The 24,696-nt window shown below is 51.8% G+C and carries 19 protein-coding genes and 1 tRNA gene; 8 read left to right on the top strand and 12 right to left on the bottom strand.

What is annotated here, in order from left to right; all coding sequences use genetic code 11:
• Window positions 1–192 precede the first annotated feature (192 nt).
• From MUN86_RS00800 to MUN86_RS00790, 3 genes are all read left to right on the top strand, one after another.
• Window positions 193–867 (top strand): hypothetical protein, encoded by a 675-nt coding sequence (locus tag MUN86_RS00800; protein ID WP_245120672.1) that lies wholly within the window; start codon window positions 193–195, stop codon window positions 865–867.
• On the top strand, window positions 867–1,193 hold the full coding sequence (locus MUN86_RS00795) for a hypothetical protein (protein WP_245120670.1): 327 nt from the start codon (window positions 867–869) through the stop codon (window positions 1,191–1,193). The genes MUN86_RS00800 and MUN86_RS00795 overlap by 1 nt, the downstream gene beginning before the upstream one ends.
• 106 nt (window positions 1,194–1,299) lie before the next feature.
• Entirely contained in the window at window positions 1,300–2,586 is a 1,287-nt protein-coding gene (locus MUN86_RS00790) for a M16 family metallopeptidase (protein ID WP_245120668.1), read from the top strand.
• A 109-nt stretch (window positions 2,587–2,695) separates the two neighbouring features.
• On the opposite strand, the gene MUN86_RS00785 is transcribed toward MUN86_RS00790, so the two are convergent.
• The 3 genes from MUN86_RS00785 to MUN86_RS00775 all read right to left on the bottom strand — a co-directional run bounded on the left by MUN86_RS00785 (window position 2,696) and on the right by MUN86_RS00775 (window position 4,610).
• The gene (locus MUN86_RS00785) at window positions 2,696–3,334 is read right to left on the bottom strand and encodes a hypothetical protein (protein ID WP_245120666.1); all 639 of its coding nucleotides are present in this window, start codon (window positions 3,332–3,334) and stop codon (window positions 2,696–2,698) included.
• 334 nt (window positions 3,335–3,668) lie between these two features.
• Window positions 3,669–4,052, bottom strand: coding sequence for a hypothetical protein (locus MUN86_RS00780; protein ID WP_245120664.1), 384 nt, complete (start codon window positions 4,050–4,052; stop codon window positions 3,669–3,671).
• Between the two features lie 66 nt (window positions 4,053–4,118).
• A complete protein-coding gene (locus tag MUN86_RS00775) occupies window positions 4,119–4,610 on the bottom strand; it encodes a hypothetical protein (protein ID WP_245120662.1) in 492 nt (163 codons plus the stop codon).
• A 247-nt stretch (window positions 4,611–4,857) separates the two neighbouring features.
• On the opposite strand from MUN86_RS00775, the gene pheS reads away from it, so the two are divergent.
• The 3 genes from pheS (at window position 4,858) to MUN86_RS00760 (ending at window position 6,589) form a co-directional block, all read left to right on the top strand.
• Window positions 4,858–5,895 (top strand): phenylalanine--tRNA ligase subunit alpha, encoded by a 1,038-nt coding sequence (gene pheS, locus MUN86_RS00770; RefSeq protein WP_245120660.1) that lies wholly within the window; start codon window positions 4,858–4,860, stop codon window positions 5,893–5,895.
• 38 nt (window positions 5,896–5,933) lie between these two features.
• On the top strand, window positions 5,934–6,416 hold the full coding sequence (locus tag MUN86_RS00765) for a Rieske (2Fe-2S) protein (RefSeq protein WP_245120658.1): 483 nt from the start codon (window positions 5,934–5,936) through the stop codon (window positions 6,414–6,416).
• Between the two features lie 96 nt (window positions 6,417–6,512).
• Window positions 6,513–6,589: transfer RNA gene (locus MUN86_RS00760), tRNA-Asn, on the top strand.
• A gap of 664 nt (window positions 6,590–7,253) precedes the next feature.
• Here MUN86_RS00760 and opgC read toward each other — a convergent pair.
• The 8 genes from opgC to kdpA all read right to left on the bottom strand — a co-directional run bounded on the left by opgC (window position 7,254) and on the right by kdpA (window position 19,984).
• A complete protein-coding gene (gene opgC / locus MUN86_RS00755) occupies window positions 7,254–8,366 on the bottom strand; it encodes an OpgC domain-containing protein (RefSeq protein ID WP_245120656.1) in 1,113 nt (370 codons plus the stop codon).
• 500 nt (window positions 8,367–8,866) lie between these two features.
• A complete protein-coding gene (locus tag MUN86_RS00750; protein ID WP_245120654.1) occupies window positions 8,867–10,330 on the bottom strand; it encodes an HTTM domain-containing protein in 1,464 nt (487 codons plus the stop codon).
• Window positions 10,331–10,724: 394 nt separating this feature from the next.
• Window positions 10,725–12,521, bottom strand: a complete 1,797-nt coding sequence (locus tag MUN86_RS00745) for a HAMP domain-containing sensor histidine kinase (protein WP_245120652.1) — start codon at window positions 12,519–12,521, stop codon at window positions 10,725–10,727.
• A 160-nt stretch (window positions 12,522–12,681) separates the two neighbouring features.
• Window positions 12,682–13,854, bottom strand: coding sequence for a sensor protein KdpD (locus MUN86_RS00740; protein WP_245120650.1), 1,173 nt, complete (start codon window positions 13,852–13,854; stop codon window positions 12,682–12,684).
• A gap of 130 nt (window positions 13,855–13,984) precedes the next feature.
• Window positions 13,985–15,130 carry a porin gene (locus tag MUN86_RS00735; RefSeq protein ID WP_245120648.1) on the bottom strand — a complete coding sequence of 382 codons (1,146 nt, stop codon included), beginning with the start codon at window positions 15,128–15,130 and terminating at the stop codon, window positions 13,985–13,987.
• Between the two features lie 124 nt (window positions 15,131–15,254).
• Window positions 15,255–15,830: a potassium-transporting ATPase subunit KdpC gene (gene kdpC / locus MUN86_RS00730; RefSeq protein WP_245120646.1), complete on the bottom strand. Its 576-nt coding sequence runs from the start codon at window positions 15,828–15,830 to the stop codon at window positions 15,255–15,257.
• A 294-nt stretch (window positions 15,831–16,124) separates the two neighbouring features.
• The gene (gene kdpB, locus MUN86_RS00725) at window positions 16,125–18,170 is read right to left on the bottom strand and encodes a potassium-transporting ATPase subunit KdpB (protein WP_245120644.1); all 2,046 of its coding nucleotides are present in this window, start codon (window positions 18,168–18,170) and stop codon (window positions 16,125–16,127) included.
• A 113-nt stretch (window positions 18,171–18,283) separates the two neighbouring features.
• Window positions 18,284–19,984: a potassium-transporting ATPase subunit KdpA gene (kdpA, locus tag MUN86_RS00720; RefSeq protein ID WP_245120642.1), complete on the bottom strand. Its 1,701-nt coding sequence runs from the start codon at window positions 19,982–19,984 to the stop codon at window positions 18,284–18,286.
• Between kdpA and MUN86_RS32660 the strand changes: the two genes are divergently transcribed.
• On the top strand, window positions 19,959–20,357 hold the full coding sequence (locus tag MUN86_RS32660) for a hypothetical protein (RefSeq protein WP_245120640.1): 399 nt from the start codon (window positions 19,959–19,961) through the stop codon (window positions 20,355–20,357). The two genes, kdpA and MUN86_RS32660, sit on opposite strands and share 26 nt — an antisense overlap.
• A 431-nt stretch (window positions 20,358–20,788) precedes the next feature.
• Here MUN86_RS32660 and MUN86_RS00710 read toward each other — a convergent pair whose 3' ends face one another.
• The gene (locus tag MUN86_RS00710; RefSeq protein ID WP_245120638.1) at window positions 20,789–22,141 is read right to left on the bottom strand and encodes a sigma-54-dependent transcriptional regulator; all 1,353 of its coding nucleotides are present in this window, start codon (window positions 22,139–22,141) and stop codon (window positions 20,789–20,791) included.
• Between the two features lie 1,242 nt (window positions 22,142–23,383).
• Between MUN86_RS00710 and nhaA the strand changes: the two genes are divergently transcribed.
• Window positions 23,384–24,619, top strand: a complete 1,236-nt coding sequence (gene nhaA / locus MUN86_RS00705) for a Na+/H+ antiporter NhaA (protein WP_245120637.1) — start codon at window positions 23,384–23,386, stop codon at window positions 24,617–24,619.
• The last annotated feature ends 77 nt before the right edge of the window (window positions 24,620–24,696 follow it).

Here is a 24,696-nt window from a genome sequence, read left to right as displayed (position 1 = left end):
TTACAGCGCATCACGGACCCTATCAGTAGCATTTACGCCGCTTGTGCGCTTTTCGCGGTAGGCGTACAGGCGTTACTGCTTTATATACTAGGGGTGTATATCAGTGGTACTTATCGGCTTAGCAGCCTCAACTTGTGGACTGCAATTGCTTTGCTAGTGCCTCTATTTCAACTATCTGGCTACAACGGCCAAATGGGCATCATCGACCCGTCGATTACTTACACGTTCTTCTACGCGTTTCCAATAACGTTGCTATTGCTACTATTATTGCCTTTCTATCAAGCAGCCTACAATGGAAAGCCACTTCGTCTTAATTGGCCCAGCCGAATAGCATTGATTGGACTCATGATAGTGCTTGCATTTAATGGCGCTATTATACCGGGAGTGGTGGCAGTTCTTTTTTTCGGAATTGGCCTGCACTGGGTTTTGGGTCGGTGGCAGTCAGGGGTAGGCATGTCGCTGTGGCAGCGAATTATTCGAATCACGCAAGCTCCGGTTTTGCCCCTGTTCCTGCTCGGCCTATTTATGCTGCTCTGTTTATATTCTCTCTATATTGGTCTTAATGAAGAAGAAAGCACCGTAAGCGTGCTACCCATATGGGAGCGATACATGCGGCTGCCTTCGGGCATTTTTTGGCAACTTAGCCAACTAGGGCTGATAGTACTTTTAGTTGCGGCTTCTTTGAATATAGTACTTATCCGACGGCTATTGCCCGACAGCCCAGGCAGCCAGCGTGTTATCAGTATTTTTAGGTGGCTCGTTTTGTTTGCAGTAATTTATCTGTTATTGCTACCGCTAGGGGCTACCGACCATACCGCCCGCTTATCATCAGACGTGACTCTATTCAGCCAATCATTATTGGGCTGATGTTTTTCTACGCTTTATCAAGCTACTTCCTGCTCCACCATCTGCCAGTTCGTTTCCGCAACCGGTATTTAGCTGGCATTCTTGTAGTTTCGATATTCTATCTGGGAGTAGATACTTTGTTTCTTAAAGAGAACAACACTTGTGAACGTCAGGGCTTAGAACGCCTTGCCCAAGCAACCGAGCCAGTAGCACGAATAAGCGCAGAATGCACGGTTATGTCATGGTGGATAGTAAATAGGCCCGAATACACAGAAACCAACGCCGAACTCCTAAAATATTGGGGTGTAACCAAAGGCAAGAAACTTTATTACCAAGAAGGTTGGTAAGATATGAGGATGCCACTCTTCATAAGCTCATGCGTACAGCTTGCGGTAATCAGAACCCAAACTGTATGCGTATAGTTAGCCAATACCTGTTCACAACTTTGCTTTCATGATTCATTTCGAAGAATTCACTTTGGCCAATGGTCTACGTTGCATAGTACACGAGGACCACACCACACCTATGGCAGTGCTTGATGTGCTCTATAACGTCGGTTCGCGTGACGAAGAATCCTCCCATACTGGTTTTGCGCACTTATTTGAACATTTAATGTTCTCTGGCTCCGTCAATATTCCGAGCTATGATGAGCCGCTGCAGCGCGTGGGCGGTGAAAACAATGCCTTTACTTCCCCCGACGTCACCAACTATTACCTCACTGTATCGGCGGCCAACCTTGAAACCGGTTTCTGGCTGGAATCAGACCGGATGCTAAACTTGGCTTTCTCGGAAAACGGGCTGGCCGTGCAGCGCAAAGTGGTAGTGGAAGAGTTCAAGCAAAACTACCTCAACCAGCCCTACGGTGACGTGTGGTTGAAACTACGTCCTCTTGCCTACCAGCACCACCCCTACCAATGGGCAACTATCGGCAAGGAGATCAGCCACATCGAAAATGCAGTAATGGATGATGTGCGAGCTTTTTTCAAAAAACACTACGCTCCCCAGAACGCAATTTTAGTGGTAGCTGGCGCTGTAACGGTAGTAGAAGCACAGCGGCTAGCAGAGAAGTGGTTTGGACCAATTCCCGGCGGACCGCGCTATGAGCGGCAGCTACCCGTTGAACCGCGTCAGACGGAAGCCCGGTTCTTGGAAGTTACAGCTGATGTCCCGCTCGATGCGCTTTACAAGGTGTATCACATGCCGGCTCGCACGGCTCCCGAGTACTATAGTGTGGATTTGCTAGGCGACCTGCTGGGCCGCGGCAAGTCGAGCCGGTTGTATCAGCAGTTGGTGAAAGAACAACCATTGTTTAACTCTATTTCTGCCACAGCCACGGGTTCATTGGAACCTGGCCTGCTCGTGATAAGTGGTAAGCTTAATACAGGCGTCACACTTGAAGCAGCTGATGCAGCAGTTGAAGCCGTAGTAGCAGCACTCCGCGACGAGGAAGTGCCAACTGCCGAGCTGGAAAAAGTAAAAAATCAGGCCGAAGCCAGCATAGTATTCGGCGAAATTGAGCTGCTGCATCGTGCCATGAACCTTGCTTATAGCAAGCTGATGGGCAATGCCAATATGGTGAACGAAGAAAGTGCGCGTTTGCAAGCCGTAACGCCTGCCGACCTGCAGACTGCCGCCCGTGAAGTACTTCGCCCTGACAATTGCAGTACGCTTTACTACCGGGCACAAGCTACCACGATAGTGCCCGAAGCAACTGAAGTAGCTCTTTCAGCTGAAGAATAGACCAGTAATTTTTTTCTAGAAGGCAGGCAGACTATTTACTTTTGCGAAACAAAAAGGCCTACCCGATAACTCGAGTAGGCCTTTTATTCCTATTCAAATAAGTAGAAGCTTACCAGCCACTACCTCCCGAACCCCAGCCATCATCACTCTTTTTGGCAGGAGCTGCTTTCTTAGGGGCAGGAGTAGTTTTCTTTGGAGCAGCGGTGGCACCACCCGACGCTTTGGTTGCTTTAGCGGCAGCTGCGGTTGGGGCCGGAGCTGGAGCAGGTGCTGGAGTTTCCACTATTGGAGCTGGCTCTGGTTCCGGAACTGGTGCTGGCGCTACCACCGGATCAGCGCGACGTACGCTGCGACGGATGTAGGGCGCAATAGGCCGACCACGATAATCGGTCGTTACGCGGTGGGAAGGTGCAGCCGTGAAACCAGGAGCTACTACCGATCCGCCAGGCTGCATTTCAACTGGAGCTGCGCTAGCCGCGGCGGCTCCTCCAAATCCACCTCTGCCGGAAGTCATTTCGTTGGCCGGAGCAGCGACTTCTGCGGGTGCAGCGGCCGGTGCTGCGGTGGCCGCTGGCGTAGTAGTAGCCTTCTTGGTAGACGTGGTCTTCTTAGGCGCAGGAGCTGGTGTGCCCCAGCCATCGGAAGAACCCCAGCCATCCGAAGACTTAGTTTGTTTGGTTTGAGCCTGAGAAGGAGCAGCTATAAGAACAGCACCAGCCAACAGCAACGGGAGGAAGATTCGATTCATCAGAAAAGGCTTTAAATAGTTTGTGCAAGTTACAGACCTTCCTACAGCCAAGAAAGCACTTGTACACTTTCCCCTCAAACGCATGAAAAAAGTAGAAGTTCCTAGCAAGAAAAGTATCGGTCCTAAAAAGTGAAGTGACCCGCATTTTATTACTTAACGCGCACATTATCAACTACGATATATATACTCGCTTATATCACAAAAAATTTTGGCGTGTAGCAGCTAAGTTGTGGTAATAAGAAAAGCCTCGCTCTAGATGGTGCGAGGCTTTCATTAGTTTACAGCAAGCTGATATCGGAATAACACTAAATCATCAAGCTTGATAATAAAGTCTCTAGCGCTTGCGGGACTTTGGAGTGGTAGCTGGGGAAGCTTTGGTAGGCGTCGTTCTTTCCGAAGACATCGATGTAGCGCTACTAGTAGCCACCTTCGGCGCTTTCTTTTTTAAAGGCCGGCCCATGTAATCGGTAGTAGGCGGGCTTGGCATATTGAGGCGCAACCCGGGTGCCAACTTCATATCGTCTTCGTTACGACGACCTGACCGATCGTAGCGGGCGTAGGCACCGGCACGAGGCTTTGCTTTAGTGTTACTGGTACGATGATAACCGTTAGCGGACTTCTTGGTACTAGAGCGAGTGGTCTGCTGAGCCTGTGAAGGAACCGCTATCATCAGACTTGTGAAAACCAAGAATACACACAGAAGTAAAGACGAACGCATGATAGGCAGATTAAGTGAAGGCTGGATTTTTCTAACCTACGAGAAATCTACCTATCTCGGCCGTACTTACCAACCGATTGTGGAATTAGATGTTACAGGGGCATCTGCTTGCTTAGTTTTGGCTGCTAGAGTTGAGTTTTTCGCCTTCTTTTTCAGAGGCCGGCCCCAATAATCGGTGCTCACACCACGGTATGGCGAAGAACTCATACCAGGCGCAACCATCACCCCCGACGAATGCATCATAGGGTCAGCGCTTTCTTCCTCAGCATATGCCGCTTCTCTAGCGGCCACAGTGGTCAGATTCTTCGTTTTTTTCTTGAGCGGACGGCCCCAATAATCAGTGGTAGGCTTGCCATGCAAACTCAAACTTTGACCGGGGGCCGTATTCCAGCCCGTAGTATACTGTGGAGCGTCAACTTCAGCGGCGCTAGCAGCGGACTCCATGGTAGTAGCCGGCGTATCTAACCACGAGTCGGTAGCGGCTGGGGTTTTGGTTTGGGCAAAAGAAGTGCTGACCGAGGCAGCCACAAGGCAAGCAGTGAAAAGGAAAGTTTTCATGACGAGGAAAGCGAAAGAATAGATAAGGAAGACGGCTCGATGCTCAACAACACCAACTAAGCTGAACGGGTGGCGCCCCGCGTTCTGGCTATGAGCCGCTGGTGTATATCCCTTTTGCAGCAACCGTACCAACTTTTATTTTTTTATGATGAGCTTTAATTTTTGCCATATTCTTCACCCAGCGCCCTTCAGTTCGCTATAGCCAGAAACGGGAAACCAGCCGCCGGAAACTTATCTTTGTCTTACTATGCAGGAGAATATCACGCGGCTACGTGCCGAAATTGAAACCTATGACCTGAGCACGCCCGAACTGCTCGATCAGTTCCGCATTGCTTATACTGGTCGCAAAGGTCAGTTAGCCGATCTATTCGATCAGCTCAAAACCGTGCCTCAGGAGCAGCGCCGGGCAGTAGGCCAAGAGTTAAATCAACTCAAACAGCAGGCGCTAGCTCGTTTCGAGGAGCGGCAGCATGAGTTGGAGGTAGCCACTCGCAATGCACCCGCCGATCCTACGTTCGATTACACGCTACCCGCCATCCCTAATCAGCTGGGTACGCGCCACCCCCTGAATTTGGTGCGCGAGGAGATTGTGCGTGTTCTATCGCGCATTGGCTTCAATGTGGCTGAGGGGCCTGAAATAGAAGATGATTGGCACAACTTCACAGCCTTGAACTTCCCCGAGAACCACCCGGCTCGGGATATGCAGGATACCTTTTTCGTGCACCGCACCCCCGGTGAGCAAGAGTGGTTGCTGCGCACTCATACCAGCCCCGTGCAGGTACGAGTGATGCAAACACAGAAGCCGCCTATCCGCAGCATCATGCCGGGCCGTGTGTACCGCAACGAAGCTATTTCGGCCCGCGCCCACATGATGTTCCATCAGGTAGAAGCTCTATTTGTGGATGAAAACGTCAGTTTCGCCGATCTAAAACAGACGGTATACTACTTCGTGCAGGAGTTATTCGGCAACGACGTGCAAGTTCGTTTCCGTCCCTCCTTCTTCCCGTTCACGGAGCCTAGCGCCGAAATTGACATCACCTGCCTGATCTGCAAAGGCAAAGGCTGCAATATTTGCAAACAAACCGGCTGGGTTGAAATCGGTGGCAGTGGTATGGTAGATCCGGCAGTGCTAGAGCAATCTGGCATCGACCCAGAGCGTTATTCAGGGTATGCGTGGGGCATGGGCATCGAGCGTATTACGATGCTTAAGTACCAGATCAAGGACCTGCGCCTATTCACGGAAAACGATCTGCGGTTCCTGCGTCAGTTCGAGGCTGTACAGTAGCCTGCGGTCTAGCAAGTACTATTTTCTTTCTGAAACGAATGACAGGATTGTTCACTACCGCTTCTTTGCTTCTACGGCCTGCTCTAAGCACTTGGCGTGCTTTTACGGTGGTAGCAGCTATGCTTGGCAGTCAATTAGTAGTGGCCTGCGGCTCCGACACAAACAATGTCGAGCCGCAGATTCCTGTGGTTAGCTTCAGCGAGAGCCTTAACATCACCAATCAGCAGTACACGGCTCTTCGTGCCGACAATGGCGCCATTCATTTCACAGGTGGAGTGCGTGGTATAATTATTGTGCGGCAGAATGCTAGCACCTACTTGGCCTTTGAGCGAAACTGTCCTTACCGCGTCAATGATACGTGCGCCCGCGTCAGCATTGATCCTTCGCGGCTGTTTCTGAAAGATGCCTGCTGCGGTTCACAATTCGATTTGCAAGGTCGTGTGCAAGGCGGCCCTGCCAGTCGGCCGCTCCGACAATACAGTACAGCGCTTTCAGGAAACATCCTGAGTATCACGAACTAGAAGTTTTTCTGAAATATTTTCTAGGGTAATGCTTGCACAACCTTTTGCTATACCCTAATATTGCACCCGCAACGACAATCAAACGTCGCCATAACCGCTTCCTTAGCTCAGCCGGTTAGAGCATCTGACTGTTAATCAGAGGGTCCCTGGTTCGAGCCCAGGAGGGAGCGCCAAGAAGCCCGGCAGCATACTCATCTTGAGCATGCTGCCGGGCTTCTTTTTTATATGCCACGCCAAATTCTGAAAGCAGTGCCCGCAATGAAATGCAGGCACTGCTTTCATTACAAGCACCTATTCTTTCCTTACTCTAAGAGGAGATTTGCAGACTTCCGCTATTATTTCAAACTGCTACATATTTCGCGAACGCAAAAATATCAATTGCTCTACGAAAAATGAGTTGACTTCACGAGTGCAATAATGATTGCATTAAGGAAACACAACACAGCGGCACTACCAAAGAAGCTATGTGTAACAATAGAATTTTCTACTACTATTACCTCTTCAGGAATGACGTAGCGAATTCATTAGTTGCTTACAGCAACAGGAACACCGATTCGTTTGTGAAAAGCAGTAAACCTTATTGAAGCTAACATTACAGCCGGGGATTCAACTTAACAAATATAGATACAACTACTTTTTGAAGTTAGGTTATCCGTTGAAAAACAAAGGACTCAAATATAAATCACGTGTTTATATTTGAGTCCTTTGTTTTGTGATGCCCTTTATTCATTCAGGAAAATGCACAAAGGCAAATTACACAAATTAGTCATCCTTTAAAATGTGTACTTTACTGTCTGGTTTACAATTTTATATTAGAAGCCAAGAAGCAAATACAATCTATTTCGTGATAGGTACTATTCTCTTATTCACTAGAGTTGGAGCTAAATATAATGCTGGCACCAACAAAAATAAAACAAAAAGACTGCTTAGGGGGTACAAGTAGAAATTATCTGTTAATTTAATAGTACAAATATTATTTAAATAAACCTTTAAGGGCATAAAAGTAATTATTAATATAATATGAAAAGAAAACACTTCTAACGAGTACTTACCCAAATAACATATGTATTTATTAACAAACCAATTTTTATTACGAGACGCGACATGTATAACCAAAAAACACAGGACAATGAAGTTAACTAATCTTATGATTCCTAAGCCAGGCTTCTCAGTCAATCTATCAATATTGATTTCTGCAATCCCAAAGTGCAAGTTCTTCTCAACAAATAACACCAGAGCAACAAATGCGCAAATGTATACTATATAACTATTGCTAATCAGTTTTTTAGTTTTATTATTATAAAACATAAATCCTGAAATTGCGCCCATAACAAATAGCAGCTGCCAGCATAGTAAATTATAGAAACCAGTTTGTATATTCTTGTTCGAAACTAAAGTATCTATGACATGATAAGGATGAATGAGAGTGCCTGCTATGTATATAGCTATCGAAGTAGCAAGCACCTGCCATACCAGTCCTTTGTTAAAGCATTTAACTAGAATAGGGATAAAAGCCACAAATATTGTGTACATTGGCAAAATATCCATAAACATAGGCTGATATAAGAGAGCACTACTTAGTAGTATAGATAATAATGGCTTCTGAAACAAATAACCATAATATTGAGACCAATACTCAGTTATATAGAAATTTGAAATAATAATTAAAAAAGCAAAGAACAGCAAAGCTAAGTGATACTTGTATAACGTTACAACTCTATCTCTTGCAGCCTTTACAACGTGCTGTTCTCCTCTTTCTACATACTTGTGATAATATACAAGACCTGCCGTTAGACCTGATATATATACAAATCCTTCTGCTGCCGAAACCCAGCCAAAAAACTCATAGGTAAATCTCTTTATAATGTTATTATAAGTTAATGCATGATCTATTGTAATAACTATCAAAAGTAAACCTCTAAAGAAATCTAACTGGGCGCTCCTTTTCATTAGGTGAGTTTTAACACATACAGGAATATGAATCCTCTGAACTTATAGTCATCAGACTAGAGCTCATTTGTATGCCCTTTCAGTTTGAACCTTACGCAGTAAGCATTGCATCAGCCACCTAAATAGCTCAAGCCAAAGGCATACTATGGAAGGCTTTATTGCCTTTAACGCATAAATATATTGATTATTTTAATATAAACGCTGGATCTGTACTGCCCACGTGTAACCAAATAGACTACTCCCTATGAATAGTTATATTATATATCAATCCTCGTTGTGGGCCATCTTAGCAGTTAGTATATGCTGGGATTGGTCCAAAGCGCACTATTGAGTTGGGAGCTTCCTACTATTCGATCATGCCGAAGGCGATAATTAAACTCTTCTTTGTTCTAAGTTTCTTACTCATACATAAGGCATTATCTTGTATATCCATCAGCTTTTAATTTCACTTACTACCATATCATTTATAACAACCAATAAATATTGCTAAGTCTTCAGGTTCAATGCTTACATAAACATGGGCCTTTATCTACTGGACGAAAACGAATAAATTTTGCAGCTAGCCAGTTATGCGGAATTAATAGCTCTGGCTGATTACTAATGCCTTGTTTTACAACAATGGTCTGCGTTTCGTTATTGTGAATATAAGTGGCATAAAAGTCAATGTGGGCATTGCTCGTAATTCTCTTAAATTCGAAATAAGGTATAACTTGGTTGTTATTAACAAGATTTTGAAGATCCTGAAGATTAGTTTTGGTTACCTCGACTAAATCTTTCTCCATATCAAATAGTTGCAAGGAGGGAGAAACAAATATATGATTACTTATATTTCCTTCCGTCCTCAGGTTGCTGAACATAGAAAAGTTAGTTTGGGTTTTGATTCCTAAATAGGGTGTTAAACCATTAAATAAAACTAGCAAAGGCACTAGCCAAAGCATTGCTTTTTTCATGTGAAACAATGTAGCAGAGCTACTTTCTAAATAAACACTATACGATACACTATAGATATAGAAACCTATTAATACTAATCCCCATACTAGCCAAATTAAGAAACCGAATAAAGTAAGCTTGTGCACAATATTATTTATGTAAGCACCTGCTATTAATGCCAACACAATGACTACTATTACTGCAGCAAAGAGAAGTATCCGAAATAACGTTAGTAAATATTGTCGCTTTTTATATATCCTACTATCTGCAAACTCATGAACCGTAGGTGTAAAAACATCAGATAAAAAGAGAAAATAGATAGCGAATAGCATACTTGAAAAACTATACAAGCCTGGATGCGGATGAAGGGCAAGAAAGTAGTGGAATCCACAACCGAGGAAGACACCAGTAGAGCGAGTTCTTCGAAAGTAAAGCAATAGAGGTATAGCTGCTTCAATTACTATTGTACCCCATATGGCTGACCATTGAACTAAAGCATTATCGGGTATAAAAGGGAATCTATTGGCGTAACCTGACAATAGAAATACGCTGCAACTAATAGTAGGATTAAAATAATCCCAATTTAGCTTATGAAATACGGCATAGAAATACAGAATGAATAAACTAATACGAATAAAAGGAGCAAACGTCTGAAATAAAGTATTTCTAAAATCAGGTGTTGCTACTGCCGCAATAGTTTTGTCTTTCAGATAGAGGCGGGCAATTAGCCAGACAAGTGTCGTAAGTATGCCGCTGTTTATAATGAACTCGAATGTGATGTGGTTGGGAGCATAAGGCATCCATTCGAATGTGTTTGCTACGCTGCAAGACAGCATCAGCAGAAGAGGCCATACAGACCATGGAATCAGTATGACAAAGGCAGCTGCCAGCAGAACACCTATGGCAAAAGGATGCTGCAAGCTGATTCGATCAGTAAAAGATAACGCATGCAGTACATTTGCGACTGCCCAAGCAAAGCTGAAAACTGCAAGTCTATCGAACCGACTATCAAATGGCAATGAGTACTCTCTCATAAGTTATGTTACATATTATAAACAAAAAGTAATATTGTATAATATATATTTTATTTCCAAATACCGTGTTTTGGGTCTAAGCTATTGGTTGTCATATCTGCTTCAAAAGCAGTTAGGCAGTAATCCTCGTTCGTTCTTACTAGCAGGCCTTTAGCTTAACTCAGCTGGCTGTAGTGTCTACATATGATGAGGTATTTTAATTGAAAGCGCATCGGAACAGGCAGGAGCTGAATTTGCTTTAACCCCCAACATGAGTACCAATTGTAGACGTAGCTTCACAACCAAGCTGCTACCGCTTTCTCGGCACTTATGAAGTGAAGGCTCATACATTGATTTCTACTCCGCCATTTCGACCTTACTTCATAGATAGGAATGCACCAACACTAGGTTATTATTAGGCGTCCATTTTAGAAGCTACCGGCAAGGTGAAGGTGAACGTGCTGCCCGAGCCTAACTCACTGCTCACTCTCAATTGACCGCCTTGGCTGACAATAAACTCGCGGGCGATACTGAGCCCCAGGCCCGAACCACCTTTGTAGCCGCTCTTGTCAGGTATCTGAACAAAGCGTTGGAAGATCTTTTCTTGATACTGCGGCGCTATGCCGGGGCCATTGTCTTGCACACTCACTTGTACTTGCTGGCCGTCGGTGGCGACGGTGGCGGAAATGCGGATTTGCTCGGCCTCGGGTGAATAGCGGATGGCGTTGGCCAGTAGATTGAGGAGCACCCAAGTCGTTTTTTCGATGTCGGCGCGGACGGGTGGTAGGTTGTCGGGTACTTCCAGGGCGAGGCGGAGCTGCTTGGGCTTGAGCTGGAGTTGAATGGTATCGGCGGCGAACTGCACGATGTCGTGCACGTGGCTGGGCTGGAAGTTGAGTTGAATGTTGCCGGATTCCAGGCGCGACACGTCGATTAGCTCCCCTACTAGCTTCAGCAGGCGCTGGTTTTCCTGCTTGAGGGTCAGCACTATGTTTTGCTGTTCGGGGTTGAGCGGGCCGACTTTGCCGTTTTGCAACAGCTTCAAGCTGAAGTTGATACTGGAAAGCGGCGTTTTTAGCTCGTGCGATACTGTGGCCAGGAAGTTGGATTTGGCCTGATCTAGCTTCTTGAACTCCGAGATGTTGCGCAAGGTCAGAATGGAGCCGACAAACTCGTTTTTGTCGAGGGCTTGGTTGAACCCGACTACATCGTGCACGCTCAGGCGGTAGTACGCTTCTTCGCCTTGCTGCGCGATGGTAAGCAGTGGCGTTTCTTGCTCGCGCTTGGGCGGCGACACATCCAGATGGCGCAGCATCTCCCGAAACAAGTCGTTTTCATTGGCTACTTCGTCCACTCGCCGGCCTAGCAGCTGGGCAGCAGGCACGGCAAGCAAGACACTGGCTACCGGGTTGACCACAATGAGGCGCCGATTTTGGTCGACTAGTAGCAGGCCTTCATCCAGGGTGTTGACGATGCTGGCCACCCGGTTGCGCTCGGCCATGAGTTCGGCTAGCGTGGAGGTGCGGTAGCTTTGCAATTGCACTAGCATCCGGTTGAAGCTCCGGCCCACAGTGGCCAATTCGTCGTGCCCTTCCACCGGAATCGAGGCGGTGAAATCCTGGTTGGCGGCGTGGTCGATGCTGGCTGAGAGCCGGCGCAGGGGCACAACGGCCGCCTCGGGCACACTCAGCACAAACAACAGCGAGGTCAGGACGGCGAAGGTAAGCAAAGCCAGCACGTAGCGCCGCTGCCGCAGGGCGGTGCGGTTGGCGGCTTCGTTTTTGCGCGTGAGGGCTTGGGTGTTCAGGTTCATCATGGCGTAGGTATCGCGCCGCAAGCGCCCAACGGCTTGGTTCCATAGCTGGGCTGAGGTGGTGTCGGAAGCTAGCAGCTGATTGAAATTCCCTACATCTTGAAACAGATTGTCTACCGCCTGCTGCTCGCCGGGCTCCGTTACGTTGCCGGCTTCCCGCGCCAACAGTTTCTCGAAAAGCGGTTGAGCTTGGGGGGCTCTTACGTTCGCGCCGTACTCCATCCGGTCCAGGGCGCTCAGCATTTTCTGGCCCAACTCCACCGAGTACAGGTTGTCTTTGAGCACGTTGCGGGCGGTGCGGTCCAGCTGGTTCAGCGAGTAGAGCATGAAGGCACTCACTCCCATCAGCAGCAACAGCATGGTTGCAAAAGCCAGCGTGATTTTGGTTTTCAGGGTCATGAGTTGCTTTAACTATAAATTCTGCTACTTGATTGACCGTCATGCAGAGCACAGCGAAGCATCTCGCGTGCTGACGTCAGGGCTACTACTCTCACATCCGCACGCGAGATGCTTCGCTGCGCTCTGCATGACGGTTGACGTTCTATTCTACTGACAGTCATCAGTACGTTACCAAGTAAATATCTAGGTCTTGGGTGTGTCGGGCAACTTGCCGAATAAGGTCGTTGGTGACGCCGCGACGGGTGAGGCGGGCCCACCAGTTTTTGCTACCCGTCACACCGCAGATTAGCAGCGACACGTTTTTTTCGGCGGCTACGCGCCTTACTTCCGTTACAACATTGTCGGCTTTCACCCGCAGAATCTGGCCGCCTAACTCGGTAGCTAGCTGCAAGTTATTGATGAGGTGGCGCTGGGCCGCCAGCCCTACCCTATCAGCCGATTCGGCGGGAGTTTGCACGTAGAGCACGTACCACTTGGCCCCGCCAAGGCGGTCGGCGAGGCGGGAGGTTTTGCGGATGATTTCCTTAGCGGCCCGCGCGTTGGTATTGATGCAGGCCAGCAGCCGGTCGGCGTTGCGGCGTTGAGGAGCTACGGCGGGGGTACCAGCGGCATCGGTCTCAATCTGGCGGCCGAGTTGGTTGGCTACTTCCCGCAGGGCCAGTTCGCGCAACTGCAACAGGTTTTCGGGCTGGAAGAAGTTCTTCAGCGCCGAGGGCACTTTCTGCAAATCGTAGATTTTGCCTTCCTCCAAGCGGGTGCGCAGCTCGGGCACAGTCAGGTCCACATTTACCACCTCATCGGCTAGCTTCAGCACTTGGTCGGGCACCCGTTCTTGCACATCAGTGCCGGTTATCTTCTGCACTTGGTCGTGCAGGCTTTCCAGGTGCTGCACGTTAACGGCCGAAATCACCGAAATACCGGCCTTCACGAGCTGCTCCACGTCTTGCCAGCGCTTCTCGTTGAGGGAGCCCGGTACGTTGGTGTGGGCCAGCTCATCGACTACTACCACCGAGGGCCGGCGCTGCAAAATGGCCTGCACGTCCATTTCTTCCAGCATCCGGCCCTTGTAGAAAACCTGTTTGCGCGGCAGCGTCGGCAAGCCTTGCAGCTGCGCCTCGGTGCCGGCCCGCCCGTGCGTCACGACGTACCCCAACACCACATCAACGCCGTGCTGGAGCAAGTCGTGGGCTTCTTGCAGCATGCGGTAGGTTTTGCCCACGCCGGCCGCCAGTCCGATGTATATTTTCAGCCGCCCGCGCCGCCGCTCCTGCACCAGCCGCAGAAACCGCTCGGCAGATTGGTCGCGTTGTTGGTCGTCAGTAGTGGGGGACATAAAGTGGGTTTCGTTTTCAACGGTCATGCGAAGCATCCCGCGTGCTGACGTCAGGACTACTATTCTAACATCAGCACGCGAGATTCCTCGACAAGCTCGGAATGACGTTCTATGTAATTACTTATATCGATTAAAACGATATGGCAATGCTCGATGTGATGTTGCCGTAGTTGTCGGTGGGTTGGTCGTTTCGGTCGGTTAGGAAGGGCTGAGGGGAACGGAAGCCGCGGCCTTCGATGCGTACTACCACGTTGCTAGTGGGCGCGTAATCGAGGTTGAGAGAGGCGGCCCGTATTTTCAAATCTTGGTCGGAAGCTACCGGCGAAATCGAGTTGATGATGACGCCCCGGTCGGCGTTGTAGTACTCGCCGCGCAGGGTGGTGCTCCATTTATCGGCTAGCTTGTAGCGCACGAAGGCGGCGCCGGTGTGCCAGGTGTCGTCTTTGCGACCGTCTTGGGCGCGTTCCTGCTTGCCTACGTCGAACACCACAGCCAAGCTCAGCCGGTCGGTGGCGGCGTAGGAAGCATAGAAATCGTGGAAGTAGCGGCGGCGCCGGGCTAGGTCTTGGGGTTGCTCGTTGCCGTAGAACGTGCTGCTGTTGATAAGCAGCTTATCGGTGGGCTTCCACTGAATTTGGGTGCCAATGGCCTTTTTCTGGTTGTTTTCGCGGATGTTTTGCCAGCCGTTGAGTACCAGTCCGGTCAGGGTTAGCTTGGGGTCAACCTCGTAGGTGAAGCGCACCCCGGCTTCGTAGTACGGCGAGTTTTCGGCCATTAGGGAGCGGGTCAGCGTCCAGTTGTCTTTGCTGATGGCCGACTCGAAGCCGATGTGCGAGCCGAAAATACCGGCATCCAGCCACGCCTTCTCGAACGGCCGGAAACCGGCGTAGGCTTCGTAGATGTGCTTGAATACCTGGTCTTCGGCAGCGTAGTTGGCGGCTACGTACGTGCCGGCATGCAGCCCCAAGGCCCCGCGCACCTGCCCGTTGTCGTAGCGCATCCCGATGATGGCGTTGTTGACGGTAAACTCGTTTTGCCGGTCGTGCGAGTACAGGAAACCTGGCCGGTCTTGGGTGTCGGCGTGCTTGAAATCGTAGCCGTAGTAGCCATCTACAAAGCCATAGAAAGTCAGCGGGTTGGGCGTGGCTTCGGCAGGCGCAACTTGCGGCGGCACTACTTGCGTGGTATCGGTTACGGGAGTGGTTTGCGCCAGCACAGGGCTAGTAGCGGCGGCAGTGGCAGTAAGGGCGAGGCCCAAGGTCAATACGTGGTTCATGAAGGAGCACCTGCTGTTGCGAGGCGAAGTAGGATTAGCGGTTTTTCTGCCGACTGACAGGCAAACTAGTTTTTTCAAGTAAAGCGTCGAGGAAGTGGCCTATACTGCGGCGGCCCGCCCCTGGTTAGCGGCGAATCGGCGCCAATTCATCCAGGGCCAAGTTTAGGCGCAATACGTTCACAGTGGCCGGACCAAAGAACACAATGATAGGCTCGTCGATGTGGCTCTTTACCAGCTCCCGAACCCGCTCCACTGGCAAGTTTCGCAGACGAGCAATCCGCTCCACTTGCGCATACGCCCCGGCTGGCGACAAGTGCGGATCGAGGCCCGAACCGCTGGCCGTAACTAGCTCGGCCGGTACTTGGTTGCGCGTTACCGTTGGGTTTTGCTGCAAGAAAGCGCCGGCCCGGGTCTGCACTTCTTTTAGGTATTCGGGGTTGCTCGGGCCTTTGTTGGAGCCAGCCGAGCCGCTGGCGTTGTAGTCCACGGCGGAAGGGCGGGTGTTGAAGTACTCAGGCCGGTCGAATTTCTGGCCGACGTTGGCGAAGCCCACCACGCGGCCTTTATGACTCACTTGTACGCCCTCCCCCTTACCCGGCGAGAGTTGCGCCGCGCCCCACACAATAGCGGGGTACACCACACAGCACAGCACAAGCATGGCAAGGGAAAGACGAAAAGCAGGAAGCAGGTTATTTTTCATGAGAAGGTAGAAGCAAGGAGTTTGGAGCTAGAATCGGTTAGCCCGATGAGCTAAGACTAGAAGCTAGTTCCCCTCCTTCTTTCAAGGAGGGGTGCCCGGAGGGCGGGGTGGTGAAGCCGTTTGAACGACTTGTGACTGAATCGGCGGAAAACTGAATTGTTGTTTCATTTGGCAGTTGAATCGCGCTGCCGGGTCGTTCATTACAAACTCCCTCCGCAACGATGTCAACCACTCCTGCGGCGGCTGCGCCGCGTCTCTTCCTCATTTGAGGAGAGAAGTTTGATGTTCTAATAGCTACAGGAACACCCCCACCACCAAGTCAATTAGCTTAATGCCGATGAAGGGGACAATGACGCCGCCGAGGCCGTAGATGAGCAGGTTGCGGCGCAGTAAAGCGGAGGCGCCAATGGGTTTGTAAGCCACGCCGCGCAGGGCCAGCGGCACCAGGGCCGGGATGATGATGGCATTGAAAATTACGGCGCTCAGGATGGCCGACTGCGGCGACTTCAGCCCCATGATATTCAGGGCGCCAAGGGCCGGAATGGCGACCATAAACAAGGCTGGCACGATGGCGAAGTACTTGGCCACGTCGTTGGCGATGCTGAAGGTGGTGAGCGTGCCGCGGGTCATGAGCAGCTGTTTGCCGATTTCCACTACCTCGATGAGCTTGGTGGGGTCGTTGTCGAGGTCGACCATGTTGCCGGCTTCTTTGGCGGCTTGGGTACCGGAGTTCATGGCCACTCCCACGTCGGCTTGGGCCAGGGCGGGCGCGTCGTTGGTGCCGTCGCCCATCATGGCTACTAGTTTGCCTTGCTGTTGCTCGTTGCGGATATAGGTCATTTTATCCTCGGGCTTGGCTTCGGCAATGAAGTCGTCAACCCCCGATTTTTCGGCAATAAACTTGGCTGTGAGCGGGTTGTCGCCGGTGACCATCACGGTCTTGATGCCCATTTTGCGCAGGCGCTCAAACCGTTCCTGAATACCCGGCTTGATGATGTCTTGCAGCTCCACCACGCCCAGCACCCGGTCGTTTTCACTGACGACCAGCGGCGTACCACCGTTGCTGGCTACGGCGTCGGTGCGCTGCGTTACTTCCTGCGGGAAGGGCTGGTTGGCTTTCACGGCAAGCTGGCGGATGGCATCGGAAGCGCCCTTGCGGATGCGGGTGCCGTTGGCGAGCGTTACGCCGCTGCTGCGGGTTTCGGCCGTGAACTTGATGAGTTCGGCACCCTCCAAGCGGCTACGCAAGGCTTGCGGGTCCACTTGTTTTTCGCGGGCCAACTCCACAATGGATTTGCCTTCGGGCGTGTCGTCGGAGAGCGACGACACGGTGGCAAACTCAATGAACTGCCGCTCATCGACACCCGGCGCGGGCCAGAAGTGGGTGGCTTTGCGGTTGCCGATGGTGATGGTGCCGGTTTTGTCGAGCAGCAGTACGTCGATGTCGCCGGCCGTTTCCACGGCTTTGCCGCTTTTGGTGATGACGTTGGCGCGCAACGCCCGGTCCATGCCCGCAATACCGATGGCCGAGAGCAAACCGCCAATGGTGGTCGGAATCAAGCACACGAACAGTGCAATGAAGGCGGAAATGGCAATGGGCGTTTTCGAGTAATCGGCAAACGGCGCCAGGGTTACGCACACAATCACGAACACCAGCGTGAAGCCCGCCAGCAGAATAGTGAGGGCAATTTCGTTGGGCGTTTTCTGCCGCGACGCGCCTTCCACCAGCGCAATCATCTTGTCCAGAAACGATTCGCCGGGTGCCGTCGTCACCACCACCCGAATCCGGTCCGACAGCACCTTGGTGCCACCCGTCACCGAGGATTTGTCGCCGCCCGCTTCCCGAATCACCGGGGCCGATTCGCCGGTAATAGCCGACTCATCAATGGTAGCTAGTCCCTCGATAATCTCGCCGTCGGTGGGAATGATTTCGCCGGCTTCGACGATGAACTCCTGCCCTTTCTGGAGCTGCGAGGAGCTAACGGAGGTGATGTTGCCGTTCTGGTCGATGACGCGGGCAGGGGTTTCTTCGCGGGTTTTGCGCAGGGTTTCGGCTTGCGCTTTGCCGCGGGCTTCGGCAATGGCCTCGGCGAAATTGGCGAACAGCAAGGTCAGGAACAACACCAGAAACACGGTGAAATTGTAACCGAAGCTGCCTTGCGCGGCATCAGGTTGCACCAGCAGCCCAAGCGTCACGAGCAGCATCACCACCGTCCCGACTTCCACAGTGAACATCACCGGATTGCGGAACATGATGCGCGGGTCGAGCTTCACGAAAGCCTGTTTCACAGCTTCGGATAGCAGCTCGGGTTGAAATAAGGATTGAGATTTGGAAGCCATTTTTTAAAGGAGCCAGAAGCTGGAAGCTAGGAGCTAGAAGAGAAGTACAGGAAACGAAAGTGACGGAGAGGAGCAGCTGAAATCCTAGCTCTTAACTCCTGTCTTCTAGCTGCTTAATACAGCGAGAAATGTTCGGCCAGCGGGCCTAGCGCCAGGGCGGGGAAGAAAGCCAGGGCGGCAATGATGACGATGACAGCCAGCACCATCACCCCGAAAGTGGCCGTGTCGGCGGGCAGGGTGCCGACGCCTTCGGGGGTGTATTTCTTGCGGGCCAGTAGGCCAGCAATGGCTACCGGCCCGATGATTGGCAGGTACCGTGATAAAAGCAGCACCACGCCGGTGGTAATGTTCCAGAACGGCGTGTTGTCGCCGAGCCCCTCGAAGCCCGAGCCGTTGTTGGCAGCCGAGGACGTGTACTCGTAGAGCATTTCCGAGAAGCCGTGGTAGCTAGGGTTGGCCAGCCAGCCGGCGTATTCGGTGGGGTTGCCCACGTAGGTGTGCGCGGCTAGCGCCGTGCCCGCTAAAATCAGCAGCGGGTGCAGCAGCGTCACGATGACGGCAATTTTCATTTCGCGGGCTTCAATCTTCTTGCCCAAGAACTCGGGCGTGCGGCCCACCATCAGCCCGGCCACGAACACGGCAATGATGAGGTAGGCGAAGAAGTTGAGCAAGCCCACGCCGCAGCCCCCGTAAAAGGCGTTGGTCATCATGCCCAGCAGCTGGCTCATCCCCGAAATCGGCATGAACGAATCGTGCATGGAGTTGATGGAGCCGCAGCTGATAACCGTATTAGTGATAGACCAGTAGGCGGACGCCGCCGCACCGAAGCGCATTTCCTTGCCTTCCAGCGCGCCCAAGCTCTGGTCGATGCCCATGTGGCTGATGGCGGGGTTGCCGTGCAGCTCATAATACACGGTTGGGCCCAGCAGCGCCACGAAGCCGATGGTCATCACCCCGAAAATCATCAGCGACAAGCGGCGGCGCTTCAGGTAGAAGCCCAGCGCGAAAATCATGGCCATCGGGATGACAGTCAGGGCAATGTTTTCGGTGGCGTTGGTGAGGTAGTTGGGGTTTTCGAGCGGGTGCGCTGAGTTGGCCCCGAAGAAGCCGCCCCCATTGGTACCCAGCTCCTTAATAGCCACCATAGCCGCCACTGGCCCGCGCGACACGGCCACCGAATCGCCCTGCACGGTTACAAGCTGCTGCTTGCCTTGCAACGTCATGGGGGTGCCATTGAACACGAGAATCAGGGCCACCACGATGGAGCCCGGCAGCAGCAGACGCGTGATGCTCTTCACGAAGTAGTCGTAAAAGTTGCCTAGTTTGTCGGTGGTGCGGGTTTGCAAGGCGTTGATGACCACCACCGCCGCGGCAATACCCGTAGCCGCCGACACGAATTGCAGGAAGGTGATAACCACAATCTGCGAGAGGTAGCTCAGCCCCGATTCGCCGGAGTAGTGCTGCAAGTTGCAGTTCACCAGAAACGAAATGGCCGTATTGAACGCCAGATCGGGGGTCATGGAGGGGTTGCCGTCGGGGTTGAGTGGCAAGGCGCCCTGCGTGCACAGCACCACCATGGCTAGCAGGAACCACACCAGGTTGATGGTCAGCAGCGCCACCATATGCTGCTGCCACGTCATGTCGCGCTTGGCATCAATGCCGGAAAGGCGAAACACACCCCGTTCGAGAGGAGCTAAAAAATCCAGGGCGTTCTTTTCGCCTTTGAACACGCGCGCCAGATAACGGCCCAGCGGAATGGCTAGCACCAACGTCAGCAAGTAGATGCCGATGATGCCCAATAGTTCAGAATTCATATCAGTTGAAAATGCGGGGCTGGTTGCCGGTTTCAATGAGGCAGTAGCGGCCAGGGCGCTTCCTCGTGGGCAACTCAAAAAGTTAGAATCGTTCGGGCTTGAGCAGCACGTAAATCAGGTAGCCAAACACGGCCAGCGACAAGACAAAGAGGGCAATCATCATGAGGAAGAGCCGGAGCTAGATGTGGTCGAAAAACTTGACGGATTTAAAGAAGAGCCAGAAGCCAGCGCAGCCGGCGGCGGTAAGCAAGGGAATCATAAGAGCAGGTGCCATAAGTGCCAGATTGTTGACGTGCGCATTCCCACTTGCCAATCCCGACCCGATTTGCGTCCCCCCTTGCTCTTTATCATATATCACGCTGATTATCAATGAATAAATTTTCATCAGAACGTCTATTAAAACATGCGCGCACAAAAAAACCGGGTCATTCTGACCCGGTGCGTCGGTCAGAATAACCCGGTATGTGAACTAGAGAGACGCGACACTTCGCGTCATATCCCGTGCTGGTTTTGTTTAGCCTAGATAACTCCAAACTGTGTGAGCAGCGTGTAAAAGGCACGTCATGCTGAGCGGAGCCGAAGCATCTCGCGCGAATCGTTGGGTTTGTGTTGCAACATCAGCACGCGAGATGCTTCGGCAAGCTCAGCATGACGGTTAGCTTGGCAACGTCACCTATATGACCTTGGCACACAAGTGTTTCATCTCTGTTTGATGTACAGAATGCTCAGCATGACGATTTGCATTAGGCTGGTTGGTTGTTCAACGCCGAGACGCGAAGTGTGCGTCTCTACATCGTGCTGATCCTACAACCCATACTCTTGAATCTTGCGGTAGAGGGTTTTAGTGCCGATGCCGAGTTGGCGGGCGGCTTCCATTTTGTTGCCGCCGGTTTCTTGCAATACCGCTCGGATTTGGCGCTTTTCTAGGGCACGGAGGGTTTTGTCGGAGGCCTCATTGGCTACTGACCCAGTTGCGAAATACTGAAACTCAGTGGGCAGGTCATCTACAGTCAGCGTGTCGGTGTCGGCGAGGATGGCGGCGCGTTCCAGCACGTTTTTCAGCTCCCGCACATTGCCGCGCCAGTCGTGGCGCTGAAGCTGCGTGAGTACTTGTGGCTCCATACCACGCAGGCGCTTGCGCAGCTTAGCGGCGTAGAAGTGCAAGAAATACTCGGCCAGCGGCGCTATGTCCTCGCGACGGGCGTTGAGCGGGGGTACAGCCACGGTAAATACGGCCAGGCGGTAGTAGAGGTCGGAGCGGAAGTGGCCTTCTTCGGCTTCCTGGCGGAGGTTACGGTTGGTGGCGGCTACAATGCGCACGTTCACTTGGATGGGCTTGGTATCGCCGATTTTAGTGAAGCTCTGTGTCTCGAGCACCCGCAGCAGTTTGGCCTGCAATTCCAACGGCAGCTCCCCTATTTCATCCAGAAACAGCGTGCCACCATTCGCTTCTTCCATCAAGCCGCGCTTATCGGTCAGAGCGCCGGTGAAGGCCCCCTTGCGGTAGCCAAATAGCTCGGACTCCAATAAGTCTTTGGGAAAGGCACTGCAATTGACGGCCACAAACGGCTTGCTGCGGCGCCCACTGGCCGCATGGATAGCCTGCGCAAACAATTCCTTGCCCGAGCCCGTGGGGCCTTCCAGCAGCACCGTGCTGTTAGTTGGCGCTACCCGCAAGGCTAGGGCCTTGGCTTGGGTGAGTGGCGCGGAACTGCCAATCATCGAGTCGAAGGTGAACTGCGGGGCCAGCTGTTTTTCCAGCTCGGCTACGCGGCGTTGCAGGCGAGCTTTTTCGGCGGCCCGCTCCACCACCACCACGAGTTGGTCGTCGGAGTCGCCTTTGGTCAGGTAGTCGAAGGCGCCCGATTTCATGGCCTGCACGCCGTCAGCAATGGTGCCGAAGGCCGTCATCAGGATTACCTCGGCCAACGGGGCCACGGCTTTGTAGCGTGGCAGCAAGCTCAGGCCGTGGCCGTCGGGCAACTTCACGTCGGAGAGCACCACCAGAATTTCTTGCGTGTGTTCGCGCAATAGTTCTAGGCCGCGGTGTGCATTAGAGGCCGTAAGTACAGTGTAGCCCTCCAGTTCCAGCACCCGCCCCAGGAGTTGACGCAGATTGTTTTCGTCGTCGATAAGCAGAACACTATTGTGCGGCATAAGGCAAGGAGAAAAGTTACCAGCAACTTCAGAGCAGCGGGGGTACGTCAAAAGCCTATCTGTCCCACAAAGCTCGACCGATACCCGCGCACAACCTAATTCTGGTATCGCAAACCTGCTTTGCGGTTAGCTCTCGTGGAACTGCATGTAGAGGCAGATAGAGAGCTTTGCGCTACGTGTAGGCTGTCTTGAGCAAGCAGTAGCTCATATCTATCTAAAAGTGGTTTGCGTATCTTTACGATTACCTGAATTAAGAACCCCTTTACTCTTTTTTTATTTTTAAGCTCACTCCACCCTGACGACTGGCACCTTGCAGCCTGCCGCCACTTCCTGCCAGAAGTGTGCAGCTATTTCTTTGCCCTTTCTCAGCGTGATATTATGCAGCCTACTTTTCAGTACGTTAAGCAGTACAAAACCATTTACAAGAACAGCTTCTCGCAAGTGTTGCCCGTAGCGGCCGCCTTTGTTTCAACTGCGGTTACCTCTTTTCTAAGCACACGCCGCATGTCACTATTGGAGCTGCGTGCTACTATTCTTTTGGGAGCTAGGACCTTTATCTACCAGACTGTCAGGACAGATGCGTCGCGTTAGTCAGAGGTTCGCCATGATACCGGTACCTGAACTTCCCCGCTGGCAACAGTATCTGCTGTTGGTGGGCTCATTGCTGGCGACAATTACCTGTGTATGCTTACGGTTAACTCACTATACACAGGGTATCAGCTTGCTACCAATGGTTCTTCCTTTTCTGCTCTGGTGGCCCCGGCCGGAAACTCCTGAGCAGCTTCTTACGTGGTGGTTAGCAGTGACATGTTTGTTTGTCCTCGTTCTAGGCCTTCTGCTTACCACTTTGCCGCATTTGCTGGTTTTAGTGAATCGGCTGGGAGGATAAGGCAGAGACTAGAAGCGCACAGGGGAGATTTAACTATGCGTTCACGCTTGCCTTTTCAATAGTACCCACTAGCACCCACAATGGCGTAGGTTAACGTATTGGCAGAAGTTCCCTTTGTCTGCACGTTACCTTATGCCTGCCTGGGCTTTGGTACTGTTGGTTGCGTAGAGCTTCTTGGGTAGCAAGCACTGCTTACAGCTTTGCTTGGTAGCCCAACGGGGTTCCTTTTGCTACATCTGCCCTGCTAAGAGGTAGTGTTTTCTTTTCTATATGGCTGTTGCTGAGATAATACGTCCGCTAGTACGACCTTTCACCGAGTTCTTTCGTCGTGAGGCAGCGGGGGTATTGTATTGTTGATTAGTGCTGTTTTAGCCTTGGTGCTAGCCAACACAGAATGGGGACCCGCCCAATACTTTCCAGCAGTTTGGGACGAGCATTTACGCATTTCGTTGAACAGCTTCGTGCTCGACAAAAGCCTCTTGCATTGGATCAACGATGGGCTGATGACGATTTTCTTCCTGATAGTAGGTCTGGAAATCAAGCGGGAAGTGCTAGATGGCGAACTAGCTTCACTACGACAGGCGGCCCTACCTATTATGGGTGCCTTGGGCGGCATGTTGATACCTGCCTTGGTGTATTACCTGCTTAATCGGGGCACGCCCACGGCCGGGGGGTGGGGTATTCCGATGGCCACTGATATTGCTTTTGCCTTAGCTGTACTGCAGCTGTTGGGCTCGCGCGTGCCTTTGGGGTTAAAAGTATTTCTTACCGCCTTGGCCATTGTCGATGATTTGGGCGCGGTGTTGGTTATTGCTGGTTTCTACACCCAAGACCTGCACTTAACTTACCTGTACTGGGCGCTGGGCACTTGGGGAGTATTACTGCTTCTGAATACGCTAAATATCCCTAGCCTCTGGCTTTACTTGCCTTTGGGTGGGGTATTGTGGTATTTCATGCTCGAGTCGGGGGTGCATGCCACGCTGGCGGGTGTGCTGCTAGCAATAGCTGTGCCCTCGCGCATTAGCCTAGATCGGCCGGAACTGCTGCGGCTACTTGACGACCGACTGCGCATCTTGCGCGACGAAGCGCACGGTACCAATGCGGATCCGCGGACCATCAGCGAAGAACTAGAGCACCTTACCGAAACAATCAGCTCGCCAGCCCAGAAGCTCGAACAGCGGCTGCACTCGGTGGTGTCGTTCGGTATCATTCCGCTTTTTGCGTTTGCAAACACCAGCCTGACGATTGACACCAATGTGTTCGGTCAGTTGATTTCGCCACTCGGACTAGGCATCATGGCCGGGTTGGTACTCGGCAAACCGATTGGTATTGGGGCACTGTCGTGGGTGGCGGTGCGCTTGGGGTGGGCGTCGTTGCCGCCAAACGTTTCGTGGCGGCACCTGTGGGGAGCAGGCATCTTGGGCGGCATCGGCTTCACAATGTCACTGTTTGTGACGTTGCTGGCGCTCGGCGAGCATTCAGAGGGAGAAGCCGTTGCTAAGCTCGCCATTCTGCTGGCCTCCCTGCTAGCCGGCACCGTTGGGTATTTGCTGCTGTATAGCACCCCGGCGCCAGCGCCGGATGCATGAGTTTTCAGATGGCCTACTGCGCTTAGCTGGTCGCCCTTGGTAATGTTGTGCTTTGTATGCCGGAGTCGTAGCTCAGC

Source organism: Hymenobacter volaticus (assembly GCF_022921055.1).
Classification (GTDB): Bacteria; Bacteroidota; Bacteroidia; order Cytophagales; family Hymenobacteraceae; genus Hymenobacter; species Hymenobacter volaticus.
Note: the sequence above shows the minus strand (reverse complement) of the source record. Positions and strands in the feature narration are given on the sequence as shown.

Excerpts from the sequence above, each read along its gene's own strand:
- MUN86_RS00800 (WP_245120672.1), top strand. The coding sequence starts at position 193 with ATGGGCATCATCGACCCGTCGATTACTTACACGTTCTTCTACGCGTTT.
- MUN86_RS00795 (WP_245120670.1), top strand. The coding sequence starts at position 867 with ATGTTTTTCTACGCTTTATCAAGCTACTTCCTGCTCCACCATCTGCCA.
- MUN86_RS00790 (WP_245120668.1), top strand. The coding sequence starts at position 1,300 with ATGATTCATTTCGAAGAATTCACTTTGGCCAATGGTCTACGTTGCATA.
- MUN86_RS00785 (WP_245120666.1), bottom strand. The coding sequence starts at position 3,334 with ATGAATCGAATCTTCCTCCCGTTGCTGTTGGCTGGTGCTGTTCTTATA.
- MUN86_RS00780 (WP_245120664.1), bottom strand. The coding sequence starts at position 4,052 with ATGCGTTCGTCTTTACTTCTGTGTGTATTCTTGGTTTTCACAAGTCTG.
- MUN86_RS00775 (WP_245120662.1), bottom strand. The coding sequence starts at position 4,610 with ATGAAAACTTTCCTTTTCACTGCTTGCCTTGTGGCTGCCTCGGTCAGC.
- pheS (WP_245120660.1), top strand. The coding sequence starts at position 4,858 with ATGCAGGAGAATATCACGCGGCTACGTGCCGAAATTGAAACCTATGAC.
- MUN86_RS00765 (WP_245120658.1), top strand. The coding sequence starts at position 5,934 with ATGACAGGATTGTTCACTACCGCTTCTTTGCTTCTACGGCCTGCTCTA.
- opgC (WP_245120656.1), bottom strand. The coding sequence starts at position 8,366 with ATGAAAAGGAGCGCCCAGTTAGATTTCTTTAGAGGTTTACTTTTGATA.
- MUN86_RS00750 (WP_245120654.1), bottom strand. The coding sequence starts at position 10,330 with ATGAGAGAGTACTCATTGCCATTTGATAGTCGGTTCGATAGACTTGCA.
- MUN86_RS00745 (WP_245120652.1), bottom strand. The coding sequence starts at position 12,521 with ATGACCCTGAAAACCAAAATCACGCTGGCTTTTGCAACCATGCTGTTG.
- MUN86_RS00740 (WP_245120650.1), bottom strand. The coding sequence starts at position 13,854 with ATGTCCCCCACTACTGACGACCAACAACGCGACCAATCTGCCGAGCGG.
- MUN86_RS00735 (WP_245120648.1), bottom strand. The coding sequence starts at position 15,130 with ATGAACCACGTATTGACCTTGGGCCTCGCCCTTACTGCCACTGCCGCC.
- kdpC (WP_245120646.1), bottom strand. The coding sequence starts at position 15,830 with ATGAAAAATAACCTGCTTCCTGCTTTTCGTCTTTCCCTTGCCATGCTT.
- kdpB (WP_245120644.1), bottom strand. The coding sequence starts at position 18,170 with ATGGCTTCCAAATCTCAATCCTTATTTCAACCCGAGCTGCTATCCGAA.
- MUN86_RS32660 (WP_245120640.1), top strand. The coding sequence starts at position 19,959 with ATGATGCCCAATAGTTCAGAATTCATATCAGTTGAAAATGCGGGGCTG.
- kdpA (WP_245120642.1), bottom strand. The coding sequence starts at position 19,984 with ATGAATTCTGAACTATTGGGCATCATCGGCATCTACTTGCTGACGTTG.
- MUN86_RS00710 (WP_245120638.1), bottom strand. The coding sequence starts at position 22,141 with ATGCCGCACAATAGTGTTCTGCTTATCGACGACGAAAACAATCTGCGT.